Raw genomic sequence first — 21,067 nt, 5'->3', positions numbered from 1 at the left:
TGACAGGGGCTTGTGAAGCCTGGGTAAAGATCAAGTCTGGCTGTACGTGAGGTTGAGACGGGCCCTACATCCAAGGGTTCAAGACGCGCACTCCATGAACATGGAACGGCTCGAAATCCTTGATGTTGCGAGTGACCACGCACAAGCCATGCACCTTCGCCGTGGCCGCAATCAGGCTGTCGGCCAGCGGCCGCGGCGCAGGCACGTGGTAGGCCGCGTTTTCCATGGCAACCATCGCATCCACTGGCAGCACACGCCCCTGAAAGGCCGTGAACACGCGTTCCACCAGCCAGCGGCGCAGCACCTGCCCGGCAACCGGGTCTTGCCGGGCTTTCAACTGCACGCCTTTCTCCAGCTCCATCAGCGTGATCGCGCTGATGAAAAGGGAGTCGGCCGCGACCGATTGCGCCCAGGCCACAACGCCATCGTTCGCGCGGCCCGACGATGCCTTGCGCAGTTCGGAAACGATGTTGGAGTCCACCAGATACATCAGGACAGGTCCACGGCGCGCGGCAAATCCTTCGTGCGCTCAATGTCGAAATCGATATCGGCGGCCTCGGGCATGTCCAGCAATTGAAGAATGCTCCGTGTCTGCCCCGACAGTTCACGGAATTTCTCAATGCTCATCAGCACGTGGGCAGGTTGCCCCCGGTCCAGGATGTAGACCACGTCATCACCGCTGGCCGCTTTCTTGGCAGCGGAAACATGCTGGTTGAATTCACGGCTGCTGAAGGTCGAAATCTGCATGACGCACCTCCGTCAAAGAAAATGCTTGTACGTTACTACATTCGCATAAATGCAGCACCGGACAAGCATTTCTGATGGGGCTTCGGGAAGCGGAGCCCCGTCGATGACCGGGCTCCCACTGGACAGGCTCCAGCGTGTCGAACCTGATCCTGAATCAGAGGTTCTGCGCGTTCTGCAGCGCGGCAATGCGCTCTTCGATCGGCGGGTGGGTCGAGAACAGCTTGCCGATGCCGCCGGCAATGCCCATCGCGGCCACGCTCTTGGGCAGCTCGCCGGGGTGCATGCCGCCCAGGCGGGCCAGGGCATTCATCATGGGCTGCTTGCGGCCCATGAGCTGGGCGGCGCCCGCGTCGGCGCGGAATTCGCGCTGGCGCGAGAACCAGGCCACGATGATGGCGGCCAGGAAGCCCAGCACGATGTCCAGCACGATGGTGGTCACGTAGTAGCCGATGCCGGGGCCCGAGCTGCTTTCGTCGTTCTTGCGCAGGAAGCTGTCCACGGCATAGCCGATGACGCGCGACAGGAAGACCACGAAGGTGTTCATCACGCCCTGGATCAGGGTCATGGTCACCATGTCGCCATTGGCGATGTGGGCGACCTCGTGGCCGATCACGGCCTCCACCTCTTCGCGCGTCATGCCTTCCAGCAGGCCCGTGGACACGGCCACCAGGGCCGAGTTCTTGAAGGCGCCGGTGGCGAAGGCATTGGGCTCGCCCTCGTAGATGCCGACTTCGGGCATGCCGATGCCGGCACGGTCGGCGAAGCCGCGCACGGTGTTGACGATCCAGGCCTCATCGGCGTTGCGCGGCTCGTTGATCACGTGCACGCCCGAGCTCCACTTGGCCAGGGGCTTGGAGATCAGCAGCGAGATGATGGCGCCGCCAAAGCCCATGATGAAGGCGAAGCCCAGCAGGGCCCCGAGGTTCAGGCCATTGGAAGTCAGGAAGCGGTTGACGCCCAGCAGGCTGGCGACGATGCCCAGCACCACCACGACGGCGACGTTGGTCAAAAGAAAAAGTGCGATGCGTTTCATCAGTGGGTTCTCCACAAAGTGGGGAAAGGGGGAAGGATCTGGGCCCTGCAGCGTTGAAAAGTGAGGGCCCCACCGGCTGTTTTCAAGCCGGGTCCTGCGCCGTTGTCATTCCTTGTTGTGATGCTTGTGCGGAACGGGGCGCCCGGAACACGAGAGAGTCATCATAGAAGGAAAAGTTCTCGTTCTCGTGGCACCAGCCGGGCACGCCCAGCACGGGCAAGGGTGCAAAAGGCTTGCACGCCAGCGTGTCGGCCTCCAGCCAGATGCTGCCGGCCAGCCAGGCGTCGATGTCCGCCGTGGCGGGGCCTGCCGTGGCGCCTGCACCATCCGTGTGCACGCACAGCACATGGGCCGTGATGGGCTTGCGCGGCTGCACCAGCTTTTCCAGCAGCGCATGGCCTATGGGCAGCAGCCTGGCCTGGCGCCACAGCGCGCGCTGCTCCACGAAGAGCTGGTGCCAGCGCCGGTGGCGCAGCGCATCGCACAGCGCGGCCGGCGCCAGCAGCAGGGCGCCGTTCTCGTCCAGCACGGTGACGGCATCGCGCAGCGGCCCGCGCTGCGAACCCACGCCCGCCTGGGCAATGGCGCGGGCCTGCAGGGCATTGCAGCGCTGCTTGAGCGCGGGCCAGCGCAGCCAGATCAGTCCGTTGAAGAAGTCATGCAGGTTGTCGCGCGTGGGGATGCAGCGCGTCTCGAAGATGAACTGCTCGTAGGCCTTGCCATCGGGCAGATCGTGCTGGGGCACAAAGCGCCAGGGCAGCGACTGTGCGTCGGCCAGTGACTGCAGGGCCTGCCAGACCGGCCGGCCCTGCGCCACCTGCAGGCAGGCCGCCCTGCCCTGCGTTTGCAGCCCCTGCAGCCAGGGCGCATTCCAGTCGATGGGAAACGTCAATTGCCGGACGGCCTGGACTGGGCCTTGGCCAGGCGCTTGTCGCGCACGGCCACGCGCGAGGTGCCCTCGTCGCGCATCTCGAACGCCTGCGTGGCCGCCAGCAGCTTGGTGAGCGTGGCGTAGCCGTAGTTGCGCGCATCGAACGAGGCCTTGTTGCCGATCTGCGCACCCACGGCGCCCACATGGGCCCAGCCGCTTTCGTCCTGCGTGGCGTTGACGGCGCTGCGCAGCATGGCCAGCAGCCGCTTGTCCTGGCGCAGTTCCTGGCTGGGAACGCGCAGGCAGGGACGCTGGGGCTGGGCTTGGGGTTCTGCCGAGGGTTCGTTCTCGGCCTGGGCCGGCGCACGCTCCTTTCCAGCGCCGTTCGGCGGCTGGGGAGCGGTAGCCACTGCGGCTGCAGCCACGGGCGGCACCGCCGCCTGGCCCGCCTCATGCGCGGCGTCCTGGCCATTGCCGTTGGCGGGCGCCGCCTCGCCCAGCGCCTCCAGGTACAGGAAGCGCGAGCAGGCATTGACGAAGGGCTGGGGCGTCTGCGCCATGCCGAAGCCGTAGACGGCCGCACCCTTGGAGCGCAGGTGCATCACCAGCGGGGTGAAGTCGGCGTCGGAGGAGACGATGCCGAAGGCGTCGGGCCGCTCGGTGTAGAGCAGCTCCATGGCGTCCACGGTCATCGCCATGTCGGTGGCGTTCTTGTGCTTGGAGTAGTCGAACTGCTGCATGGGCCGCAGTGCGAAATCGAGCAGCTTGCGCTGCCAGCCGCTGAGCGAATGCTTGGTCCAGTTGCCGTAGGCGCGGCGGATGTCGATGACGCCGAAGGTCGACAGCTCGGTCAGGATCTCGTCGATCATCTCGGCCGGCGCGTTGTCGGCGTCGATCAGCAGGGCGATGCGCGGTTGCGGCTCAGGCATGGCAATCCTCTGGCGGGTGGCAGTCCCGCCAGCTTAAACCAGCTTCCAGGGCAGGGCTTCGCCGGAGCGCAGCGGCTTCAGTTGCGCCTCGCCGAAGGCGAAGCTGTCCGGCGGCGTCCAGCTTTCGCGCACCAGGGTGATCTTGCCGGTGTTGCGCGGCAGGCTGTAGAAGTCCGGGCCGTTGAAGCTGGCGAAGGCTTCGAGCTTGTCCAGCGCGCCGGCATTGTCGAAGGCCTCGGCATACATCTCGATGGCGGCATGGGCGCTGTAGCAGCCGGCGCAGCCGGTGGCGTGTTCCTTGAGATGGGCCGCGTGCGGCGCGCTGTCGGTGCCCAGGAAGAACTTGGGCAGGCCGCTGGTGGCTGCCTCCACCAGGGCCAGGCGGTGCGTCTCGCGCTTGAGCACGGGCAGGCAGTAGTAGTGGGGACGGATGCCGCCCGTGAAGATGGCGTTGCGGTTGAACAGCAGATGCTGGGGCGTGATGGTGGCGCCCACGAAGCGGTCGGCCTCGGTCACGTACTGGGCGGCTTCGCGCGTGGTGATGTGTTCGAAGACGATCTTGAGTTCGGGGAAGTCGCGGCGCAGCGGGATCAGGTGCTGGTCGATGAAGGCGGCCTCGCGGTCGAACAGGTCGATGTCGCTGCTGGTGACTTCGCCGTGCACCAGCAGCAGCAGGCCTTCGCGCTGCATGGCTTCCAAAGTGGGGTAGATCTTGCGCAGGTCGGTGACGCCGTGGTCGCTGTTGGTGGTGGCGCCTGCCGGGTAGAGCTTGCATGCCACGACGCCGGCCGCCTTGGCGCGCACGATTTCCTCGGGCGGCAGGTTGTCGGTGAGGTACAGCGTCATCAGCGGCTCGAAGGCCATGCCCTCGGGCACGGCCGAGAGGATGCGCTGCTTGTACTCCAGCGCCTGCTCGGCGGTGGTCACCGGCGGCTTGAGGTTGGGCATGATGATGGCGCGCGCAAACTGCGCGGCCGTATGCGGCACCACGCTGCGCATGGCTTCGCCATCGCGCACGTGCAGGTGCCAGTCATCGGGACGGGTGATCGTGAGGGTGTTGGTGGAGGCGGTCATTCCGCCATTTTCCCATCGCCGCGAAACCGTGGACCAATTGCGGGGCACGCCACCCTCGGGACTGGCGCGTGGCTAACGCGGTCGCAGGTGCTGCGGTCCCAGCTCCTGCAGGCCTTGCACGCCGATCAGGGCCATGTTGCGCCGCATCTCGGCCGCCAGGATGGCGATGGCGTGCAGCACGCCGGCCTCGCCGCCCACGGCGCCCGCATAGTTGAAGGGCCGGCCCACGAAGACGAAGTGTGCGCCCAGGGCCAGCGCCACCAGCACGTCGTTGCCCCTGCGAAAGCCGCTGTCGATCATCACCGGGTAGTCCGGCCCCAGCGCACCCACCACCAGGGGCAGCATGTGCAGGGGCGCGACCGCGCCATCGAGCTGGCGGCCGCCGTGGTTGGACAGGATGATGGCGTCGGCCCCGGCATCGCGCGCGGCCAGCGCGTCCTGCGGACTGAGGATGCCCTTGACCACGAGGCGGCCCTTCCAGCGCCGGCGTATCAGGGCCAGGTGTTCCCAGCTCAGGTGGTCGCGTGCGCCGAAGTCGCGCGTGACGGTGGACGAGAGAATGGGCGCGCCGCGCGTGGCCTGCGAGTTCTCGAAGTGCGGCATGCCGTGCCGCACCAGGGTGCGCAGCGCCGTGCCCAGCAGCCAGCGCGGATGGGTGATGCCCTCCCAGGCCAGGCGCAGGCCGGGCCGCAGCGGCGTCGAGAAGCCCGCGCGGATGTTGTTCTCGCGGTTGCCCGACACGGGCGTGTCCACGGTGACGACCAGGGTGGCGAAGCCTGCGGCCTCCGCCCGCCCCAGCAACTGCACGATGCGTTCGGTCTCGCCGGGCACATAGGCCTGGAACCAGGCCTGGGGATTGGCCTGGACCACCTCCTCCATGCGGATCAGCGAGGTGCCGCTCAGGATGGCCGGGATGCGGGCCGCCGCCGCCGCGCGCGTCTGCACCAGGTCGCCCCGGTAGGCCGACAGCGCGCTGATGCCCATGGGCGCGATGCCGAAGGGCGCAGCCCAGGTCTGGCCCAGCAGCGGCGTGGCCAGCGTGCGCCGCGAAGTGTCGGTGAGCACGCGCGTCACCCAGCGGTGGGCATCGAAGGCCTCGCGGTTGGCGCGCAGGGATTTGTCGGTCTCGCAGCCGCCGCTGACGTAGGCGAAGATCGGCGCAGGCAGGTGGTGGCGCGCCGCCCGCTCGAAATCATCGAGCGACAGGATGCGCCTGAGCCTGCGCGGCGTGGCGGAGGCCTGGCCCGCGCCCAAGAGTGCGGGTGGGGGTGCGGAGGAACTGGGGGTGTCGAGCCGGTCGACCTCGATTGGGGCTGCCATGGTCAGTTGATCTGGAACTTGCCCTCGCGGATCAGCTTGCCCCATTTGGCGTGCTCGCTGCGAATCCACTCGCCGAACTGCGCGCCATTGGCAGGCGTGGCCATGCTGCCTTCCTGGGCCAGCTTCTCTTTGACCTCCTTGGTGGCCAGCAGCTTCATGGTCGCGTCGGCAATGCGCTCGGCGATGGGGGCGGGCAGGTTGGCCGGCCCCACCAGGCCCAGCCAGGTGGAGGCCTCGAAGCCCGGATAGCCCTGCTCGGCCACCGTGGGCACGTCGGGCAGGGACGGCACGCGCTGGGCCGAGGTGACGGCCAGCGCACGGATCTTGCCCGTGGCCAGCTGCGACATCACCGAGACCGTGTTGCCGAAGTACAGGTCCACCTGCCCGCCCATCAGGTCGGTGAGGGCGGTATTGGCGCCCTTGTAGGGCACCTGCAGCACCTCGATGCCCGCGCGGCGTGCCAGCATTTCCCCGGCCAGGTGGCCTACCGTGCCATTGCCGGCCTGGGCGATGCCGTAGGTGCCGGGCCTGGCCTTGGCCGCCTTGATGAAGTCCTGCAGGTTCTTGAAGGGCGAGTCGCGCCGCACGGTCAGCACCACGGGCTGCAGGGCCACGCTGGCGATGGGCGTGAAGTCCTTGAGCGCATCGAAGGGCATCTTGGCGTAGAGGCTGGGATTGATGGCCAGGTTGGCGGCCTGCCCCATGCCGATGGTGTAGCCGTCCGGCGCGGCCTTGGCCACGGCATCCAGGCCGATGTTGCCGCCCGCGCCGGGCTTGTTGTCTATGACCATGGTCCAGCCCATGGCGAGGTTGAGCCGGTCGGCCACCAGGCGCGAGGTGGCATCCGTGCCGCCGCCGGGCGGAAACGGCACGACCAGGCGCACGGGCCGCTGCGGCCATTCGCCCTGGGCCAGCGCCAGTGCAGGGAAGGCCGTGGCCAGGGCGGCGGCAGCGCCGCCCAGAAGATGCCGTCTGCGCATTGTCATTGTTTGTCTCCTTGGAATCGTTATGGCGGGAAAAAGTCGGGCGCAGCCTGCGCAGGGGACGCTAGACCGGCAGGCCCTTGGCGCGCAGCACGGCGTCGAAGCGCTCGGGGTCGGCCGTGCCGCTGCGGTTGGTCTCGCGGATGACGGCCTCGCGGGCCAGGTGGGCCTGGCTGCGGCGCAGCACCTCGGCGGCCTCGGCCGCGGGCACGGCGATCACGCCGTCGGCATCGCCCACGATCAGATCGCCGGGCAGCACGGCCAGGCCGGCGCAGGCCACGGGCACATTGATCTCGCCCGGGCCGTCCTTGCTGGGCCCGCGGTGCGTGTGGCCGCGCGCAAAGATGGGCATGCCGTCCTGCGCCCATTCGCACAGGTCGCGGATGGCACCGTCGATGACCAGGCCGCCCAGGCCGCGCGCCAGGCAGGTGGTGCGCATCAGGCCGCCGACCAGGGCCTGCGAGACATCGCCGCCGCCGTCGATGACCAGCACATCGCCGGGCTGCACCATCATCAGCGCCTTGTGGATCATGAGGTTGTCGCCGGGCCGCACGCGCACGGTGACGGCGGGGCCGCAGAGAACGGCCTCCAGCCGCGCGTGGTACTGGCGCAGGCCGATGGCGCCGACATTGCGGCTCATGGCGTCGCCGATGGCGGCCACGGGAATGGCCTTGAAGGCCTGGACGACGCCGGCCTCGGGGCCTTCGGCGCGCGGATGGATGCGGTAGCCCGCAGGCCATTGGCTGGATGGGGTGGTCATGGCAAATCTCCGGGAAAAACAGCTCAGCGCAGAACCTCGGGGTTCACGCAGTGGGAAGGGTCGGCGGGGCTGCCCTGCAGCCAGCCCAGCACATTGACGGCGGCCATGCCGGCCATGGCCGCCAGCGCGGCGGGCGTGGAGCCGCCCACATGGGGCGTCAGCACCACGTTGTCCAGCGCGGCCAGGGCGTGGCCTACAGGCAGGGGCTCCTCGGCCATGGTGTCCAGGCCGGCGGCGGCCAGGTGGCCGCTGCGCAGGGCGTGGATCAGCGCCGCCTCGTCCACCACCTCGCCCCGCGCGGTGTTGACCAGCAGGGCGCCGCGCGGCAGCTGGGCGATGCGGCCGGCATCGAGCAGATGGCGCGTGCGAGCATTCAGGGGCACGTGCAGGCTGAGCACATCGGACAGGGGCAGCAGCTCGTCCACCGAGCCCAGCATGCGCACGCCCGCCACGGCGCCGGACCCTGGGGCGCAGGCCGGATCGAACGCTGGATCGAAGGCCACCACCTGCATGCCCAGCGCCAGCGCCACGCGCGCCACGCGCTGGCCCACCTGGCCAAAGCCCAGCAGGCCCAGGGTGCGGCCGCTCAGCTCCAGGCCGTCCTGGGCGCGGGACCAGCGGCCGGCGCGCAGCTCGGCATCCATCCAGGCGATGCGGCGGGCGGCCGCGAACATCAGGCCCAGCGTCATCTCGGCCACGGACTGGGCATTGGCGCCCGGCGTCACATAGACCGGAATGCCCCGCTGGCTGGCCGCGGCCACATCGATATTGCTCACGCCCACGCCGTGCTTGGAGATGACCTTGAGCGTGGGACAGGCCGCGATGGCAGCGGCCGACAGCGTGGCCGTGCGCGAGATCACGGCATCGACGCTCTCGCGTGCCAGCACGGCGGCGACCTCGGCCTCGCCGCCGCCGTCTTGCAGGTACAGCACGCGGCAGTGCGCCGCCTGCAGGCGCTGCAGCCCGGCGGGCGCCAGGCGTGGCGCGGTCACGAAAACGGTGGGCGGGTGGGTAGTGGCGGTCATGGAAACGGGCAATTCGCTTTGTCGATGCACCGCATTCTTGTGAGCGCCACCCATTCCGTCCATTCGATAATGTTCATTCAAACATCACTTTTATTCATCGATGGACCTGCACCTGCGCGACCTGCGCTTCTTCGAGATCGTGGCCGACCTCGGGCACCTGGGCCGGGCCGCAGAACAGCTGGGGCGCACCCAGCCCGCGCTGAGCAAATGCATACAGCGCCTGGAACTGACCGTGGGCGGCGCGCTGTTCGAGCGTGCCGGGCGCGGCATACGCCTCACGCCGCTGGGCGATGTGCTGCTGGCGCGCGCGCGCATGCTGCGCAATGCCAGCCAGGAGGCGCTGCGCGAGGTGCGCGACTTCAACGAAGGCCATGCCGGCCATGTGCGCATCGGCAGCGGGCCGGTGGCCGCCGATCACCTGCTGCCCGAGCTGTGCAGCAAGGCCCTGGCCGACGGGCGGCGCATCACCATCAGCATCGTGATCGGCCCCAGCTGGGAACTGCGCGACCGCCTGCGCGAGGGCCAGCTGGACCTGCTGATCGGCCTCACGGCCGAGGGCGATCCGGAGCTGGTCTCCCACCCGATCGCCGAGGATGTGGTGGTGGTCGCGGCGCGCCAGGACCATCCCGTCTTCGAGCGCCAGCGCATCACCATGGCCGCGCTGCTGCGCCATCCCTGGGCCCTGCCCAGCGCCAACATTCCCAGCCGGCAATGGCTGGACCAGGCCTTCACCTCGCGCGGCATGCCGGCGCCCACGGTGCAGGTGGAGGCGGGCTCCATACCGCTGCTGCCGCGCATGGTGGCCAAGACCGATCTGCTGACCTTCGTCTCGCGCCACACGCTGCGGCTGGAGCGCAGCCGCACGCTCAGGGAAGTGCGACTGCCGGCCACCACGCTGCGCCGCCACCTGGGCGTGACCTGCCGGCGCGACGGCTATCTGTCTCCCGCGGCCCGGCACATGCTGGAGCTGCTGCGCGCCGACGGCCAGGCCCTGTTCGGCGAGGATGCCTCGCCTCTGGACGAGGACTGATTCCAGCGGTCCGGGGCTAGGGCCCCGGCCGCGCGCCCGCATCGGCCAGGCGCAGCAGGCCCGCCAGGTCGACGATGGTCAGCCGGCCATAGGCGGCCTGCAGCAGGCCGCGCTGCTCCAGCAGGCGCAGCTCCTTGTTGATGGTCTGGCGCGAGACCGACAGCATGGCGGCCAGGTCGCTCTGCGAGATGCGCAGCACCACGCCCTGCCCGTCGGGCGCGGGCTGGCCATGCGTGGGGGCCAGCCGCGCCAGCAGCTCGGCCACGCGGTTGTCGATGTTGCTGAAGGCGTGGCGCTGCTGGACGACGATCAGCTCGTGCATGCGCGCCAGCACCAGCAGGCAGATATCCTTCCACAGCGGCGGATGGGCATCGAGCAGGGCCAGGAAGGACTCGCCGGGGATCTCCACCAGCACGGTGGGCTGGTGCGCGTGGTAGTCGTAGACGAATTGCGTGTGCTCCAGCAGCCGCGCCAGGCCGACGATGTCGCCCGCGCTGTGCATGGACAGCACGAAGCGCGAGCCCGTGGCGTCCACGCCGCCCACTTCCACGCAGCCCGAAGCCACCACCAGCACCTCGCGCCGCTTGGGGTCGGCGGCGCGCACCTGCTGGTGGCGCTCGTAGCGGCCCAGGCGGGACAGCGCCGTCAGCTCATCCAGCACCTCGGGCGGCCAGTTGCGCAGCATGCGGCACAGGCCCAGGGCGCGGCGGATCAGCGCCGAAGGGTCGGCCACGGGAGCAGGCTTGGAGCGCATGGTTCTCTCACGATGTCGAAGGCCCCGGGTTAGTCCGGTGCCCATGTACCGCCATTTGTCAATGGCTTGACAGAGTGCATCCCCTGTCGCTCGGGATAGTAGCAAGCAAGCCACCGGGCAAAGCATCCGGGGCGCTACCAAGGAGACAAGTTCGTGAAGCACAAGCATTGGCTGGCCGCCGGCGGCATGGCGGCCCTGGGCACGTCCGCGTGGGCCCAGAGCAGCGTGGAGATGTTCGGCATCGTCGACGTCCACATCAACAGCGCAAGGTCGGGCGCCACGCGCCTGAGCCGGCTGGAGGATGGGGGCAGCGCGGCATCGCGCATCGGCTTTCGCGGCAGCGAGGACCTGGGTGGCGGCCTGCGCGCCCAGTTCATGCTGGAGGCCGGCGTGGCGCCGGACACGGGCCTGGGCACCATTCCCGGCCCGGGCCTGGCCTTCACGCGGCAGGCCTGGGTGGGACTGAACAGCGGCTGGGGCGCCGTGGAGATGGGCCGCATGTACACGCCCATGTTCGGCGCGCTGTTCCGCGCCGATCCGCTGGGCATGAACGCGCTGTTTTCCTCGCTGAACCTGGTGTCGGCCACCGATGCCCAGGCCGGCCTGCGGCCGTTTGCGGCGCGGGCCAACAACCTGGTGCGCTACCGCACGCCGGCAGGCCAGCCCTGGCTGGCGGACCTGGCCTATTCCTTCGGCGAAGTGGCTTCGCCGAACAGCAGCAACGGCCGCCTCTATGGCGCCACGCTGGGCTGGAACCAGAAGCCCTGGTTCCTGGCCTACAGCTTCCAGAAGTCCGTGGAAGGCAGCGCCGCCGCACCCGTGGCCGCGCCCGCCACCAGCCAGTACCAGGCACTGTCGGCCAGTTGGGAAGCCCTGGACGGGCTGCGCCTGACGGGCAACTACGTCATCAACCGCGTGGACCGTGCCGGCACACCCAAGGCGAAGCTGGCCCAGCTGGGCGCCGATTGGAGCGTGGATGCGCGCTCCAAGCTGCTGGTCTCGGTGGCGCGGCGCGAGGTGGGCGGCACGGACCGCGCCCAGAACACCTGGACGCTGGGCTACGACTACGCGCTGAGCAAGCGCACCGTGCTCTACGCGCGCTGGCTGCAGCTGGGCAACGCGGCCAATGCCTCGGCCGCCATTGCCAACGTGCCGGTGGCCGCCAACAGCGGCGACGGCGTGCGGTCCCTGGCGCTGGGCGTGCGCCACAACTTCTGAGGGACACCCATGACCGACAGCCATTGCTTCGACACTTCCCGGCTCGACGCGCTGTTCGCGCCGCGCTCCATCGCCGTGGTCGGCGCCTCGGACCAGGCCAGCAAGATCGGCGGCATTCCGCTGGACTACCTGCTGCGCTTCGGCTACGGCGGCGCGCTGTATGCGGTGAACCCGCGCGCCAGCCGCGTGCAGGGCCTGCCCGCGCACGAGCGGCTGGCCGCCATCGGCGCGCCGGTGGACCTGGCCATCGTCGCCGTGCCGCAGTCGCAGGTGGCCGGCGTGCTGGAGGATGCGGCCGCTGCGCGCGTGCAGTCCATGGTGCTGTTTTCCTCGGGCTATGCCGAGACCGGCTCCGACGGCACGGCCGCCCAGCAGGCGCTGGCGCGGCGCGCGCAGGAGGCGGGCATACGCCTCATAGGCCCGAACTGCCTGGGCTTCATGCGCCCCGGCCACCAGGTCTACGCCACGTTCTCGCCCGCGCCGGGCGGCGGGCTGGTGCGGCCCGGGCGCATCGGCATGGTCAGCCAGTCGGGCGCCTTCGGTGCCTATGCCTACAGCCTGGCGCGCGAGCGCGGGCTGGGCCTGTCGCTGTGGGCCACCACGGGCAACGAGGCCGATGTGCAGCTAGCCGATGGCCTGGCCTGGCTGGCCCAGGACCCCGAGACCGACGTGATCATGGCCTACATGGAAGGCTGCCGCGACGGCCCCCGGCTGCGCGCGGCCCTGGCCCTGGCGCAGGAGCGCGGCAAGCCCGTGGTCATGTGCAAGGTGGGCACCAGCGCCCTGGGCGCGGCCGCCGCCGCATCGCACACGGCCTCGCTGGCGGGCAACGATGCCGTCTATGACGCGGTGTTCCGCCGCTACGGCGTGCTGCGCGCGCATTCCATCACCGACTTCTTCGCGCTGGCGGCCAGTGCCTCCATCGCCCGGGCCCCCAAGGGGAGGTCCATCGGGCTGTTCACGGTCTCGGGCGGCGTGGGCGCCATGATGGCCGACGACGCCAGCGCAGCCGGCCTGGACGTGGCACCGCTGTCCGATGCGGCCCAGCGCCAGTTGCGCGAATGGGTGCCGTTTGCCGCGCCGCGCAACCCCGTGGACATCACGGGCCAGGTCACCAACGACATGACGCTGCTGGAGCGCAGCGCCCGCCTGATGCTGGCCGACCGGCAGTTCGACAGCTGGCTGGGCTTCTTCGCGGCAGGCGGCCTGTCCGACGCCTTCTGGCCCGTGCTGCAAAGCCTGGTGCAGACGCTGCGCACCCACCATCCCGATACCCTGCTGGCCGTCAGCACACTGTGCCCGCCCGAGCGCCGCGATGCGCTGGAGGCGCTGGGCTGCCTGGTGTTCGCCGACCCGGGCGCGGCCATACGCTGCATTGGCGCGCTGGCCCGCCTGCATGAAACACCGCAGGCTCTGCCCGCGATGGCCGATGCAGGCAGCGCACTGCACCTGCCGGCGGGCACGCTGTCGGAGCAGCGCAGCATGGCCCTGCTGGCCGAGGCCGGCGTGCCCGTGGTGCCGCACCGGCTGGTGCGCACGGCGGCCGAGGCAGCGCAGGCCGCGCAGGCCGCGCAGGAGATGGGCGGACGCATTGCCCTCAAGGTCTGCAGCGATGCCATCGCCCACAAGTCCGACGTGGGCGGCGTGGCACTGAACCTGGCGGATGCGGCCGGCGCCCAGGCCGCCTTCGACCGCATCCTGGCCAATGCGCGCCAGGCCCGGCCCGATGCGCACATCGACGGCGCGCTGGCCGCCCCCATGGTGCAGGGCGGCGTGGAGTGCATCGCCGGCGTGCACCGCGACCCGGTGTTCGGCCCGGTGCTGATGTTCGGGCTGGGCGGCATCCATGCCGAGATCCTGCGCGATGTCTCGCTGCGCCTGCTGCCCATCACGCGCGACGACGCGCTGGCCATGGTGCGCGAGCTGCGGGCCTTTGCCGTGCTGGACGGCGCGCGCGGCCGCCCCCGCGTGGACCTGGACAGCATTGCCGACACGCTGTGCGCCCTGGCCGGCTTTGCGCAGCGCGCAGGCGCCACGCTGGAAAGCGCCGAGATCAACCCCCTGATCGCCCGCCCGCGCGCAGACGGCGGCTGCGTGGCCGTCGATGCGCTGGTCATCGGCAGGGAGGCTGCATGAAAGCCAATGCCCATTCCATCTCCCACCAGGAGGCCACCATGAACACACCCCTGCTGCGCACCACCGCGCTGACCTGCCTTGCCCTGGCCTGCAGCGCCGCGCTGGCCCAGGACGGCTATCCCGCCCGGCCCGTTCGCATCGTCGTGCAATACCAGGCCGGCGGCTCCACCGACACCGTGGCGCGCATCCTGGCCGAGGGCCTGGCCAAGCGCCTGGGCCAGCCCGTGGTGGTGGACAACCGCAGCGGCGCGGGCGGCATCATCGGCACCGAGCATGTGGCCAAGAGCGCGCCCGACGGCCACACCCTGCTGCTGACCGTGCCCGGGCCCATCACGGCCAACCTGGTGCTCTACAAGAAGCTGCCCTACGACCCGCGCACCGAGCTGCGCATGGTCTCGGACGTGGTCTCGCCCTCCATGGTGATGGCGGTCAACCCGGCCGTGCCGGCCAAGGACTTCAAGGGCCTGGTCGAGGCCGTGCGCCAGTCGCCGGGCAAGTACGCCATGGGTTCCTGGGGGGCGGGCACGCAGCCGCACCAAGTCCAGGTCTTCATGGACAAGGCCTACGGCCTGCAGTCGCTGCACGTGGCCTACAAGGGCGAGGGGCCCATGTCCATCGACCTGATCAGCGGCGTGATCCAGATGACGCTGGGCTCGGCCGCCACGCTCAAGCCCTTCATCGACGCCGGCAAGCTGCGCGCCCTGGCCGTGGCCGGACCGCGCCGCAGCAAGGCACTGCCCGATGTGCCCACCTTTGCCGAGCAGGGCTACCGCGAGCCCGTGTATGCCATCACGGGATCGATCTCGCTGATGGCGCCCGCGCGCACGCCCGATGCCATCGTCGAACGCCTGGGCCGCGAGGTGGCCGCCGTGATGCGCGAGCCCCAGGTGCGCCAGCGTGTCGAGGCGCTGGGCCTGGAGGCCCAGGGCAACAGCCCGGCCGAGGCCAGCGCCGCCTACGCCGCCTTTTTGCCCGTGGCGCTGGACCTGGCGCGCTCCACGGGCGTGACCCTCGACTGAACCCCTCATCCCCTGAAGAAAACAATGGACATGAACCCGACCCCTCCCTCCCTGCCCGAAGTCCGCCGCGCCCTGGCACGCTCCATCGGCCTGGCTGCCTTTGTCTACGGCTATCCGCTGATAGAGACCTACCGCACCTGCCGCCTGCAGACCGATGCCGGCGCCGCACGTGCTACCGGTCTGAGTGTGGGCCTGGGCCTGGACATGCGCGGCGACTTCGACACGCTGCACCACAGCCAGCGGCCCTCCACCCATGAGGACCGCGACGTGGTCACGCCCGCCAACGACCTGCTGTACTCGCTGGCCTGGATCCACCTGGCCGACGGCCCGCGCCTGCTGACCGTGCCCTCCAGCGCCGCGCATCCGGGCCGCTATTTCGTGCTGGCCCTGTACGACGCCTATACCGAGAATTTCGAGAACCTGGGACCGCGCAACTGCGCGCCCGAAGGCGAGACCGTGGTCCTGGTCGGTCCGGGCGGCCAGGTGCCGGAACACCTGGCCGGCCACCGCCTGGTGCACTGCCCCAGCAACCTGGTCTGGCTGATCGGCCGCACCGTGGTGGGCGATGCGCCCGACTGGCCTGCGGCCCGCGCACTGCAGGCCGACATCCGGCTGGAGCCCGCGCCGGGCACGCCGAAAGGAGGCCGCCCGGCCGCCGTCACGAACTGGGTCGGCCCGCCCGTGGACGCCATGGCGGCCGCCTTCGAGAACCAGGAGCCTGCGGCCGAGGTTGCACCGCGATTTTTTGCCAACCTCTGCCATGCGCTGGCCGAGGCGCCTGGCCGCAAGGAGGACCAGGGGCTGCTGTCCTGGTTCGGCCAGGCCGGCCTGGTGGCCAGCGCCCACATGGCGTGGGAGCAGCTGGAGGAGCCCGTGCGCGAAGGCCTGACCGAGGGCTTTGCCGACGGCGTGCGCACCGTGGCCGCCATGGGGCGCAACCGCCGTCCCCGGCCCTGGACCATGACGCCGTCCACCGGCCGCTACGGCAGCGAGTACCTGGGCCGCGCACGCACCGCCTACCTGGGCCTGGGCGCGCTGGCCACCAGCGAGGCCATCTACGCCGCCGCCCACCACGACGCAGGCCTGCAGCCGCTGGACGGCAGCCAGCACTATGTGCTGCGCTTCAATGCCGCCGACATGCCGCCGGCCGATGCCTTCTGGTCGGTCACCCTGTACGACGCCGACCGCTTTCTCTACGGCAACGAGATCGGCCGCCACTCCATCGGCGACCGCACGCCGGGCTTGCTGCGCGAGGCCGACGGCAGCCTGCAGATCGACCTGGGCCATGCCCGTCCGGCACAGGGCGCCGCCAACTGGCTGCCCACGCCGCACGGGCGCTTCTACCTCATCCTGCGCATGTACCACCCGCAGGCAGGCGCGCACCAATGGCCTGTTCCGCCCCTGCAGCCCGTGGCCGCATGAGACACGCCATGGACCTGAGCACCCTGGCCGAAGAGGCCGTCATCCACACCTGCCCGCTGTACGAGATGCGCCGCATGCGCGCGGCCACCTCGCCCCGGCGCAATGCGGCCGGCGAGGCCGCGCCCGCACCGCTGCGCTGGTGCAACCAGTTCGTGCATGCGCGCCAGCTGCTGCGCGCCGGCACCAGCCGCGTGGTCACGCCCAACAACGACACGCTCTACACCAACGCCTGGCTGGACCTGGGCGCCGGGCCGCTGGTGATCGATGCGCCCGACACGGCGGGCCGCTACTACGTACTGGGCCTGCTGGACTTCTTCACCAACCCCTTCGCCCACATCGGGCAACGCCTGACGGGCACGGCAGCGCGCTCCTTCCTGATCACGCCGCCCGGCTGGCAGGGGGCGCTGCCGCCACCGTTCGATGCGCCCGGCGCACACATTGCCGCGCCCACGCCCTGGCTGTGGGTGATAGGCCGCATCCTGGTCGATGGCGAGCATGACCTGCCCGCCGTGCACGCGCTGCAGGACGGCTTTGCGGTGCGCCCGCTGGCCGACTGGCAGGCGGGCACGCCCTCGCAGGCCCGCGCCTTCGACCCGGACTGCGATCCCCAGGCCGCACCCGACGCCGTGCCCAACGCTGCGTACTACGCCGCCCAGGTCAATGCCGCGCTGCGCGACAACCCGCCACCAGAGGAACACACCGCACGGGTCGCGCGCTTTGCGGCCGTGGGCCTGGGCGCCGGGCTGGGCGCACCCGATGCACAACAGCAAGCCGCACTGCAGCGCGCACTGGACAGCGTGCTGCCCCGGCTGCGCGCGGCCAGCACGGGCCGGCGCCTGGACTCGGGCTGGGAACTTCCCGCCCTGGTGGAAGGCAGTTTTGGCGACGACTTCCAGGCCCGCGCCGAAATTGCGCTCAAGTACATCGGCATGCTGGAAAGCCGCGAGGCCATCTACCCGCTGGCCTGGCATGACGCCCAGGGCCGGCCTCTGCACGGCAGCCGCCGCTACCGGCTGCGCTTTGCACCAGGCGCGCTGCCGCCCGTGCAGGCCTTCTGGTCCCTGACCCTCTACGGCGCCCACGACTGCATGCTGGTGGACAACCCCATCGACCGCTATGCCATCGGCGACCGCACGCCGGGCCTGCGCCCCGACGCTGATGGCGATGGCGATGGCGATGGCGGGTTGACTATCCACATCAGCCACGCGCCACCGGCCAGCGAAGACCACCGCGCCAACTGGCTGCCCGCGCCGCGCGAAGGCTTCTACCTGTGCCTGCGCGCCTACATGCCCCAGCCCGAACTGCTGGACGGCCGCTACGCCCTGCCCCCCATCGAACCAGACCCGGAGACCCCATGAACGCCAGAGACGACGACAAGCCCTTCTTGCTGGTGGGCACCGGCAGCGAAACCGTGGCGCCGGGCCTGCACATACTGCGCGGCCAGGGCCAGTCCTTCGTGGCCGAGACCGACGCGGGCCTGGTGGTGATCGACGCCGGCCCCGGCGGCAAGGTCAGCCAGGACATGATCGCCAGCCTGCGCCAGCTCAGCGACGCGCCCGTGCATGCGCTGTGCTACAGCCACGGCCACATCGGCTACAACGCGGGCGTGCCCGCCTGGCTGGAGCATGCGGCCGCGCGCGGAGAACCTGTGCCGCGCCTGATCGCGCACCGCAACCTGCCGCGCCGCCAGGCACGCTACCGCGAGACCCGGGCGCTGCAGCACCGCATGGCCGAGATCCAGTTCAACCGCAGCGCGGGCTTTTTCGAGCACCGGCTGGACATGCACGAGCCCACCGAAACCTTCGACACGCGGCTGGAGATAGGCAGCGGGGACAGCCGCATCGAGCTGTTCTGGGCGCCGTCCGAGACCGACGACGCCATCGCGCTGTGGAGCCCCGGCCAGCGCGTGCTGTACGGCGGCGCGGCGCTGCTGGACTCCATCCCCAACATCGGCACGCCCTTTCGCACGCTGCGCGACACCGTGCGCTGGGCCGACACGCTGCAGGCCATGGCCGCGCTGCGCCCGCTCAAGGCCGTGCGCGAGTTCGGTCCCGTGATCGAGGGCGAGCAGGCCGTGCAGCAGGTGCTGCTGCACACCGCACAGGCGCTGCGCTGGCTGCGCGCCGAAGTCGTGCGCCTGATGAACGAGGGCCTGAACGAGCAGCAGGTGCTGGCGGCCATGGACTATCCGCAGGCACTGTTCGGCGTGGAGTGGATGAAGCCCACCTATGGCGACCCCAGCTACATCGTGCGCGACATCTACCGCTCGGAAAACGGCTGGTGGGACCGCAACCCGACCACGCTACACCCGGCCCCGCCCGAGGCCGCAGGCGCCGCCATCGCCGATGCCATCACCGACAAGCCCGGCCTGGTGGCCAGCGCCCAGGCGCTGGCCGACGCGGGCCAGTGGCAGCTGGCCCTGCATGTGATCGACGTGCTGGCCACGGCGGCTGGAGACGCGCCCGAGATCGGCCAGGCCCGCAGCCTCAAGGCCGCCTGGCTGCGCGAGCGTGCGCGCGAGGTGGACAGCTATGTCTCGCGCAACCTCTACCGGGTGGGGGCCGACATGATCGAGCAAGGCACGCAGGCGCGCCTGGGGCTGCGCTGACGGGGCCGCGCACAGGCAAGGCGACTCAAGGCGACACAAGGAGACAAGTGCATGAAGACGATGAAGAAGCACGGCATGGCCCTGGCACTGCTGCTGGCCATGGCCTGCACAGGCCACGCCCAGCCGGCACAGGATGCCGGCAACTACCCCGCCCGCCCCGTCACGCTGATCGTGCCCACGGCCGCCGCCGGCGGCACGGACACCATCGCGCGGGTGTTTGCCGAAGGCCTGACCCGGCTGCTCAGGCAGCCCTTCGTGGTGGACAACCGGCCCGGCGCCAACGGCCTGGTCGGCGTGGAGCAGGCCGCGCGCAGTGCGCCGGACGGCTACCGGCTGCTGTTCACCTACACGGCGTCCATGGCCGTGAACCCCAGCCTCTACCGCAAGGTGCCCTATGACCCGGTAAAGGACTTCACGCCCATTGCGCAGATAGGGCGCGCCGGCAATCTGCTGCTGGTCTCGCGCGATCTGCCCATGCACACGCTCAAGGAGTTCGTGGCCTATGCAAGCGCACGGCCCGGCCAGCTCAGCTACTGCTCCTGGGGCCAGGGCTCGGGCGGGCACCTGACCATGGAATTCCTGCTCAAGCAGGCCGGCCTGCAGATGCAGCATGTGCCCTACAAGGGCAGCAGCCCCTGCGTGCAGGGCCTGCTGGGCGGGCAGGTGCAAGCGGCGTTTGCAGACACCTCTTCCACCGTGGAGCTCGTGCGTGCGGGCCGCGTGCGCGCCATCGCCCACAGCGGCGACAAGCGCATTCCCAGCCAGCCGGACCTGCCCAGCCTGACCGAGGCGGGCTACCCGTTTCACAACTATTCCTGGTACGGCGTCTTCGCGCCCGCCAAAACGCCGCAGCCCATCGTGGACAAGCTCAACGCCGCCATCAACCAGTTGCTGCAGGACCCGGCCACGGCCAAAAAGCTGGGCGAGCTCAACCTGACCGATCTGCCCCGGACCACGCCTGCGCAATTCGCCGACACGCTGCGTCAGGACCTGGCGGACTGGGGGCGGCTGGTGCGCGAGGTGGGCGTGCAGCTGGACTGAGGGCAGGCCCTTGGCGGGCCAGGCTCACTCGGCCACGATGCCCGTCCTGCGCACCACCTCGCCAAAGCGCTTGAGGCGGTCGGACATCATGGCCTCGAAAGCCGCGGGGCTCATTTCCTCGGGCGGGGTCACGCCCCGGTCCTGCAGGCTGGCCACCATGGCCGGCGCCGTCGCGGCCTGGCGCACGGCCTTGAAGAGGGCCTGCACCACGGGCGCGGGCGTGCCGGCCGGCGCGGCCAGGCCGGTCCAGGAGCTCATGTTCAGCTGCGGGTAGCCGACCTCGGCCAGCGTGGGCACATCGGGCAGCTGCGCCACGCGCTGCTCGGAGGCCACGGCCAGGGCGCGCACCTTGCCCGCTTGGATGTGGGGCAGCATGGAGATGAGGTTGTCGAAGAACACCTGCACCTCGCCCGCCAGCACCGAGGTGACCAGCAGCGTGCCGCCCCGGTAGGGAACATGGGTGATGTCCAGGCCCGCATCGGCCTTGAACATCTCCATGTTGAGCTGGCCCATGCTGCCCGTGCCGCCGCTGCCGTAGTTGAGCTGGCCAGGGTGCTTTTTGGCATAGGCGATGAACTCCGCGAAGCTGCGGATGGGCAGGCTCGCGGGCACGACCAGCACATTGGGCAGGCGGCCCAGGATGGCGATGTTCTCGAAATCCTTGATGGGGTCGTAGCCCACCTTGGGCTGGGTCAGCGGATTGGCCAGGTGGCTGCTCTGCGAGGACACGACCAGGGTGTAGCCGTCCGGCCTGGCGCGCGCCACGGCCAGCGCAGCCACCGAGCCGCCCGCGCCGGGCCGGTTCTCCACCACGATGGGCGCGCCCAGGATGCGCGCCATGGGCTCGGCGTACTGGCGCGCCATGGCGTCCACCGAGCCACCGGCCGGAAACGGCACGATGAAGCTGATCTGGCGCGTGGGGTAGCCGGCGGCCTTGCCTTCGGCGGCCAGCGCCGCAAGCGGGGCCAGCACACCCAGGCCCAGCCCCGCGCCGAGCACGCGGCGGCGGGAAGGGTGGCTGGCAGCCTGGCGGGCGATAGGGGTCATGCTCATGTCTCCTCCTTATGGAAATACGTCGGCTGCGCCCGGCCATCCGG

At 70.2% G+C, this 21,067-nt stretch carries 20 protein-coding genes; 8 read left to right on the top strand and 12 right to left on the bottom strand.

What is annotated here, in order from left to right; all coding sequences use genetic code 11:
* Positions 1-64 precede the first annotated feature (64 nt).
* From CLV01_RS07170 to CLV01_RS07125, 10 genes are all read right to left on the bottom strand, one after another.
* Complete coding sequence (locus tag CLV01_RS07170; protein ID WP_097203650.1) at positions 65-490, bottom strand: type II toxin-antitoxin system VapC family toxin; 426 nt, start codon at positions 488-490, stop codon at positions 65-67.
* Entirely contained in the window at positions 490-747 is a 258-nt protein-coding gene (locus tag CLV01_RS07165) for a type II toxin-antitoxin system Phd/YefM family antitoxin (protein WP_099734653.1), read from the bottom strand. The genes CLV01_RS07170 and CLV01_RS07165 overlap by 1 nt, the downstream gene beginning before the upstream one ends.
* Positions 748-901: 154 nt before the next feature.
* Positions 902-1,780 (bottom strand): protease HtpX, encoded by an 879-nt coding sequence (gene htpX / locus CLV01_RS07160; RefSeq protein ID WP_013804154.1) that lies wholly within the window; start codon positions 1,778-1,780, stop codon positions 902-904.
* A gap of 82 nt (positions 1,781-1,862) precedes the next feature.
* On the bottom strand, positions 1,863-2,672 hold the full coding sequence (locus CLV01_RS07155; RefSeq protein WP_099734654.1) for a DUF3025 domain-containing protein: 810 nt from the start codon (positions 2,670-2,672) through the stop codon (positions 1,863-1,865).
* Positions 2,669-3,580, bottom strand: coding sequence for an NYN domain-containing protein (locus tag CLV01_RS07150; RefSeq protein WP_012203316.1), 912 nt, complete (start codon positions 3,578-3,580; stop codon positions 2,669-2,671). Before CLV01_RS07150 ends, CLV01_RS07155 begins: the two co-directional genes overlap by 4 nt.
* A gap of 33 nt (positions 3,581-3,613) precedes the next feature.
* Positions 3,614-4,654, bottom strand: a complete 1,041-nt coding sequence (gene pyrC, locus CLV01_RS07145; RefSeq protein ID WP_012203315.1) for a dihydroorotase — start codon at positions 4,652-4,654, stop codon at positions 3,614-3,616.
* Positions 4,655-4,726: 72 nt separating this feature from the next.
* Positions 4,727-5,974, bottom strand: a complete 1,248-nt coding sequence (locus tag CLV01_RS07140; protein ID WP_099734655.1) for an alpha-hydroxy acid oxidase — start codon at positions 5,972-5,974, stop codon at positions 4,727-4,729.
* A gap of 2 nt (positions 5,975-5,976) precedes the next feature.
* On the bottom strand, positions 5,977-6,960 hold the full coding sequence (locus CLV01_RS07135) for a Bug family tripartite tricarboxylate transporter substrate binding protein (protein WP_013804158.1): 984 nt from the start codon (positions 6,958-6,960) through the stop codon (positions 5,977-5,979).
* Between the two features lie 61 nt (positions 6,961-7,021).
* Positions 7,022-7,717 (bottom strand): RraA family protein, encoded by a 696-nt coding sequence (locus CLV01_RS07130; RefSeq protein WP_043819965.1) that lies wholly within the window; start codon positions 7,715-7,717, stop codon positions 7,022-7,024.
* Between the two features lie 23 nt (positions 7,718-7,740).
* Complete coding sequence (locus tag CLV01_RS07125) at positions 7,741-8,742, bottom strand: hydroxyacid dehydrogenase (protein ID WP_099734657.1); 1,002 nt, start codon at positions 8,740-8,742, stop codon at positions 7,741-7,743.
* 100 nt (positions 8,743-8,842) lie between these two features.
* Here CLV01_RS07125 and CLV01_RS07120 point away from each other — a divergent pair, with 100 nt between their 5' ends.
* Complete coding sequence (locus tag CLV01_RS07120; RefSeq protein ID WP_013804160.1) at positions 8,843-9,772, top strand: LysR family transcriptional regulator; 930 nt, start codon at positions 8,843-8,845, stop codon at positions 9,770-9,772.
* A gap of 16 nt (positions 9,773-9,788) precedes the next feature.
* On the opposite strand, the gene CLV01_RS07115 is transcribed toward CLV01_RS07120, so the two are convergent.
* On the bottom strand, positions 9,789-10,526 hold the full coding sequence (locus CLV01_RS07115; RefSeq protein WP_013804161.1) for a Crp/Fnr family transcriptional regulator: 738 nt from the start codon (positions 10,524-10,526) through the stop codon (positions 9,789-9,791).
* A gap of 153 nt (positions 10,527-10,679) precedes the next feature.
* Here CLV01_RS07115 and CLV01_RS07110 point away from each other — a divergent pair, with 153 nt between their 5' ends.
* From CLV01_RS07110 to CLV01_RS07080, 7 genes are read left to right on the top strand one after another with little or no spacing between them, the layout of a single operon-like run.
* Positions 10,680-11,744, top strand: a complete 1,065-nt coding sequence (locus CLV01_RS07110; protein WP_071954377.1) for a porin — start codon at positions 10,680-10,682, stop codon at positions 11,742-11,744.
* 9 nt (positions 11,745-11,753) lie between these two features.
* Entirely contained in the window at positions 11,754-13,880 is a 2,127-nt protein-coding gene (locus CLV01_RS07105; protein WP_099734658.1) for an acetate--CoA ligase family protein, read from the top strand.
* On the top strand, positions 13,877-14,899 hold the full coding sequence (locus CLV01_RS07100) for a Bug family tripartite tricarboxylate transporter substrate binding protein (protein WP_099734659.1): 1,023 nt from the start codon (positions 13,877-13,879) through the stop codon (positions 14,897-14,899). Before CLV01_RS07105 ends, CLV01_RS07100 begins: the two co-directional genes overlap by 4 nt.
* Positions 14,900-14,923: 24 nt before the next feature.
* On the top strand, positions 14,924-16,321 hold the full coding sequence (locus tag CLV01_RS07095) for a DUF1254 domain-containing protein (protein WP_099734660.1): 1,398 nt from the start codon (positions 14,924-14,926) through the stop codon (positions 16,319-16,321).
* 8 nt (positions 16,322-16,329) lie between these two features.
* On the top strand, positions 16,330-17,679 hold the full coding sequence (locus tag CLV01_RS07090; RefSeq protein ID WP_099734661.1) for a DUF1254 domain-containing protein: 1,350 nt from the start codon (positions 16,330-16,332) through the stop codon (positions 17,677-17,679).
* Positions 17,676-18,929, top strand: a complete 1,254-nt coding sequence (locus CLV01_RS07085) for an alkyl sulfatase dimerization domain-containing protein (protein WP_099734662.1) — start codon at positions 17,676-17,678, stop codon at positions 18,927-18,929. Before CLV01_RS07090 ends, CLV01_RS07085 begins: the two co-directional genes overlap by 4 nt.
* Positions 18,930-18,980: 51 nt before the next feature.
* Positions 18,981-19,970: a Bug family tripartite tricarboxylate transporter substrate binding protein gene (locus CLV01_RS07080; RefSeq protein WP_099734663.1), complete on the top strand. Its 990-nt coding sequence runs from the start codon at positions 18,981-18,983 to the stop codon at positions 19,968-19,970.
* 24 nt (positions 19,971-19,994) lie between these two features.
* On the opposite strand, the gene CLV01_RS07075 is transcribed toward CLV01_RS07080, so the two are convergent.
* Positions 19,995-21,023, bottom strand: a complete 1,029-nt coding sequence (locus tag CLV01_RS07075) for a Bug family tripartite tricarboxylate transporter substrate binding protein (RefSeq protein ID WP_099734664.1) — start codon at positions 21,021-21,023, stop codon at positions 19,995-19,997.
* Positions 21,024-21,067 lie beyond the last annotated feature (44 nt).

Origin of the sequence: Delftia sp. 60 (assembly GCF_002754395.1) — a bacterium.
Classification (GTDB): domain Bacteria; phylum Pseudomonadota; class Gammaproteobacteria; order Burkholderiales; family Burkholderiaceae_C; genus Comamonas; species Comamonas acidovorans.
Note: the sequence above shows the minus strand (reverse complement) of the source record. Positions and strands in the feature narration are given on the sequence as shown.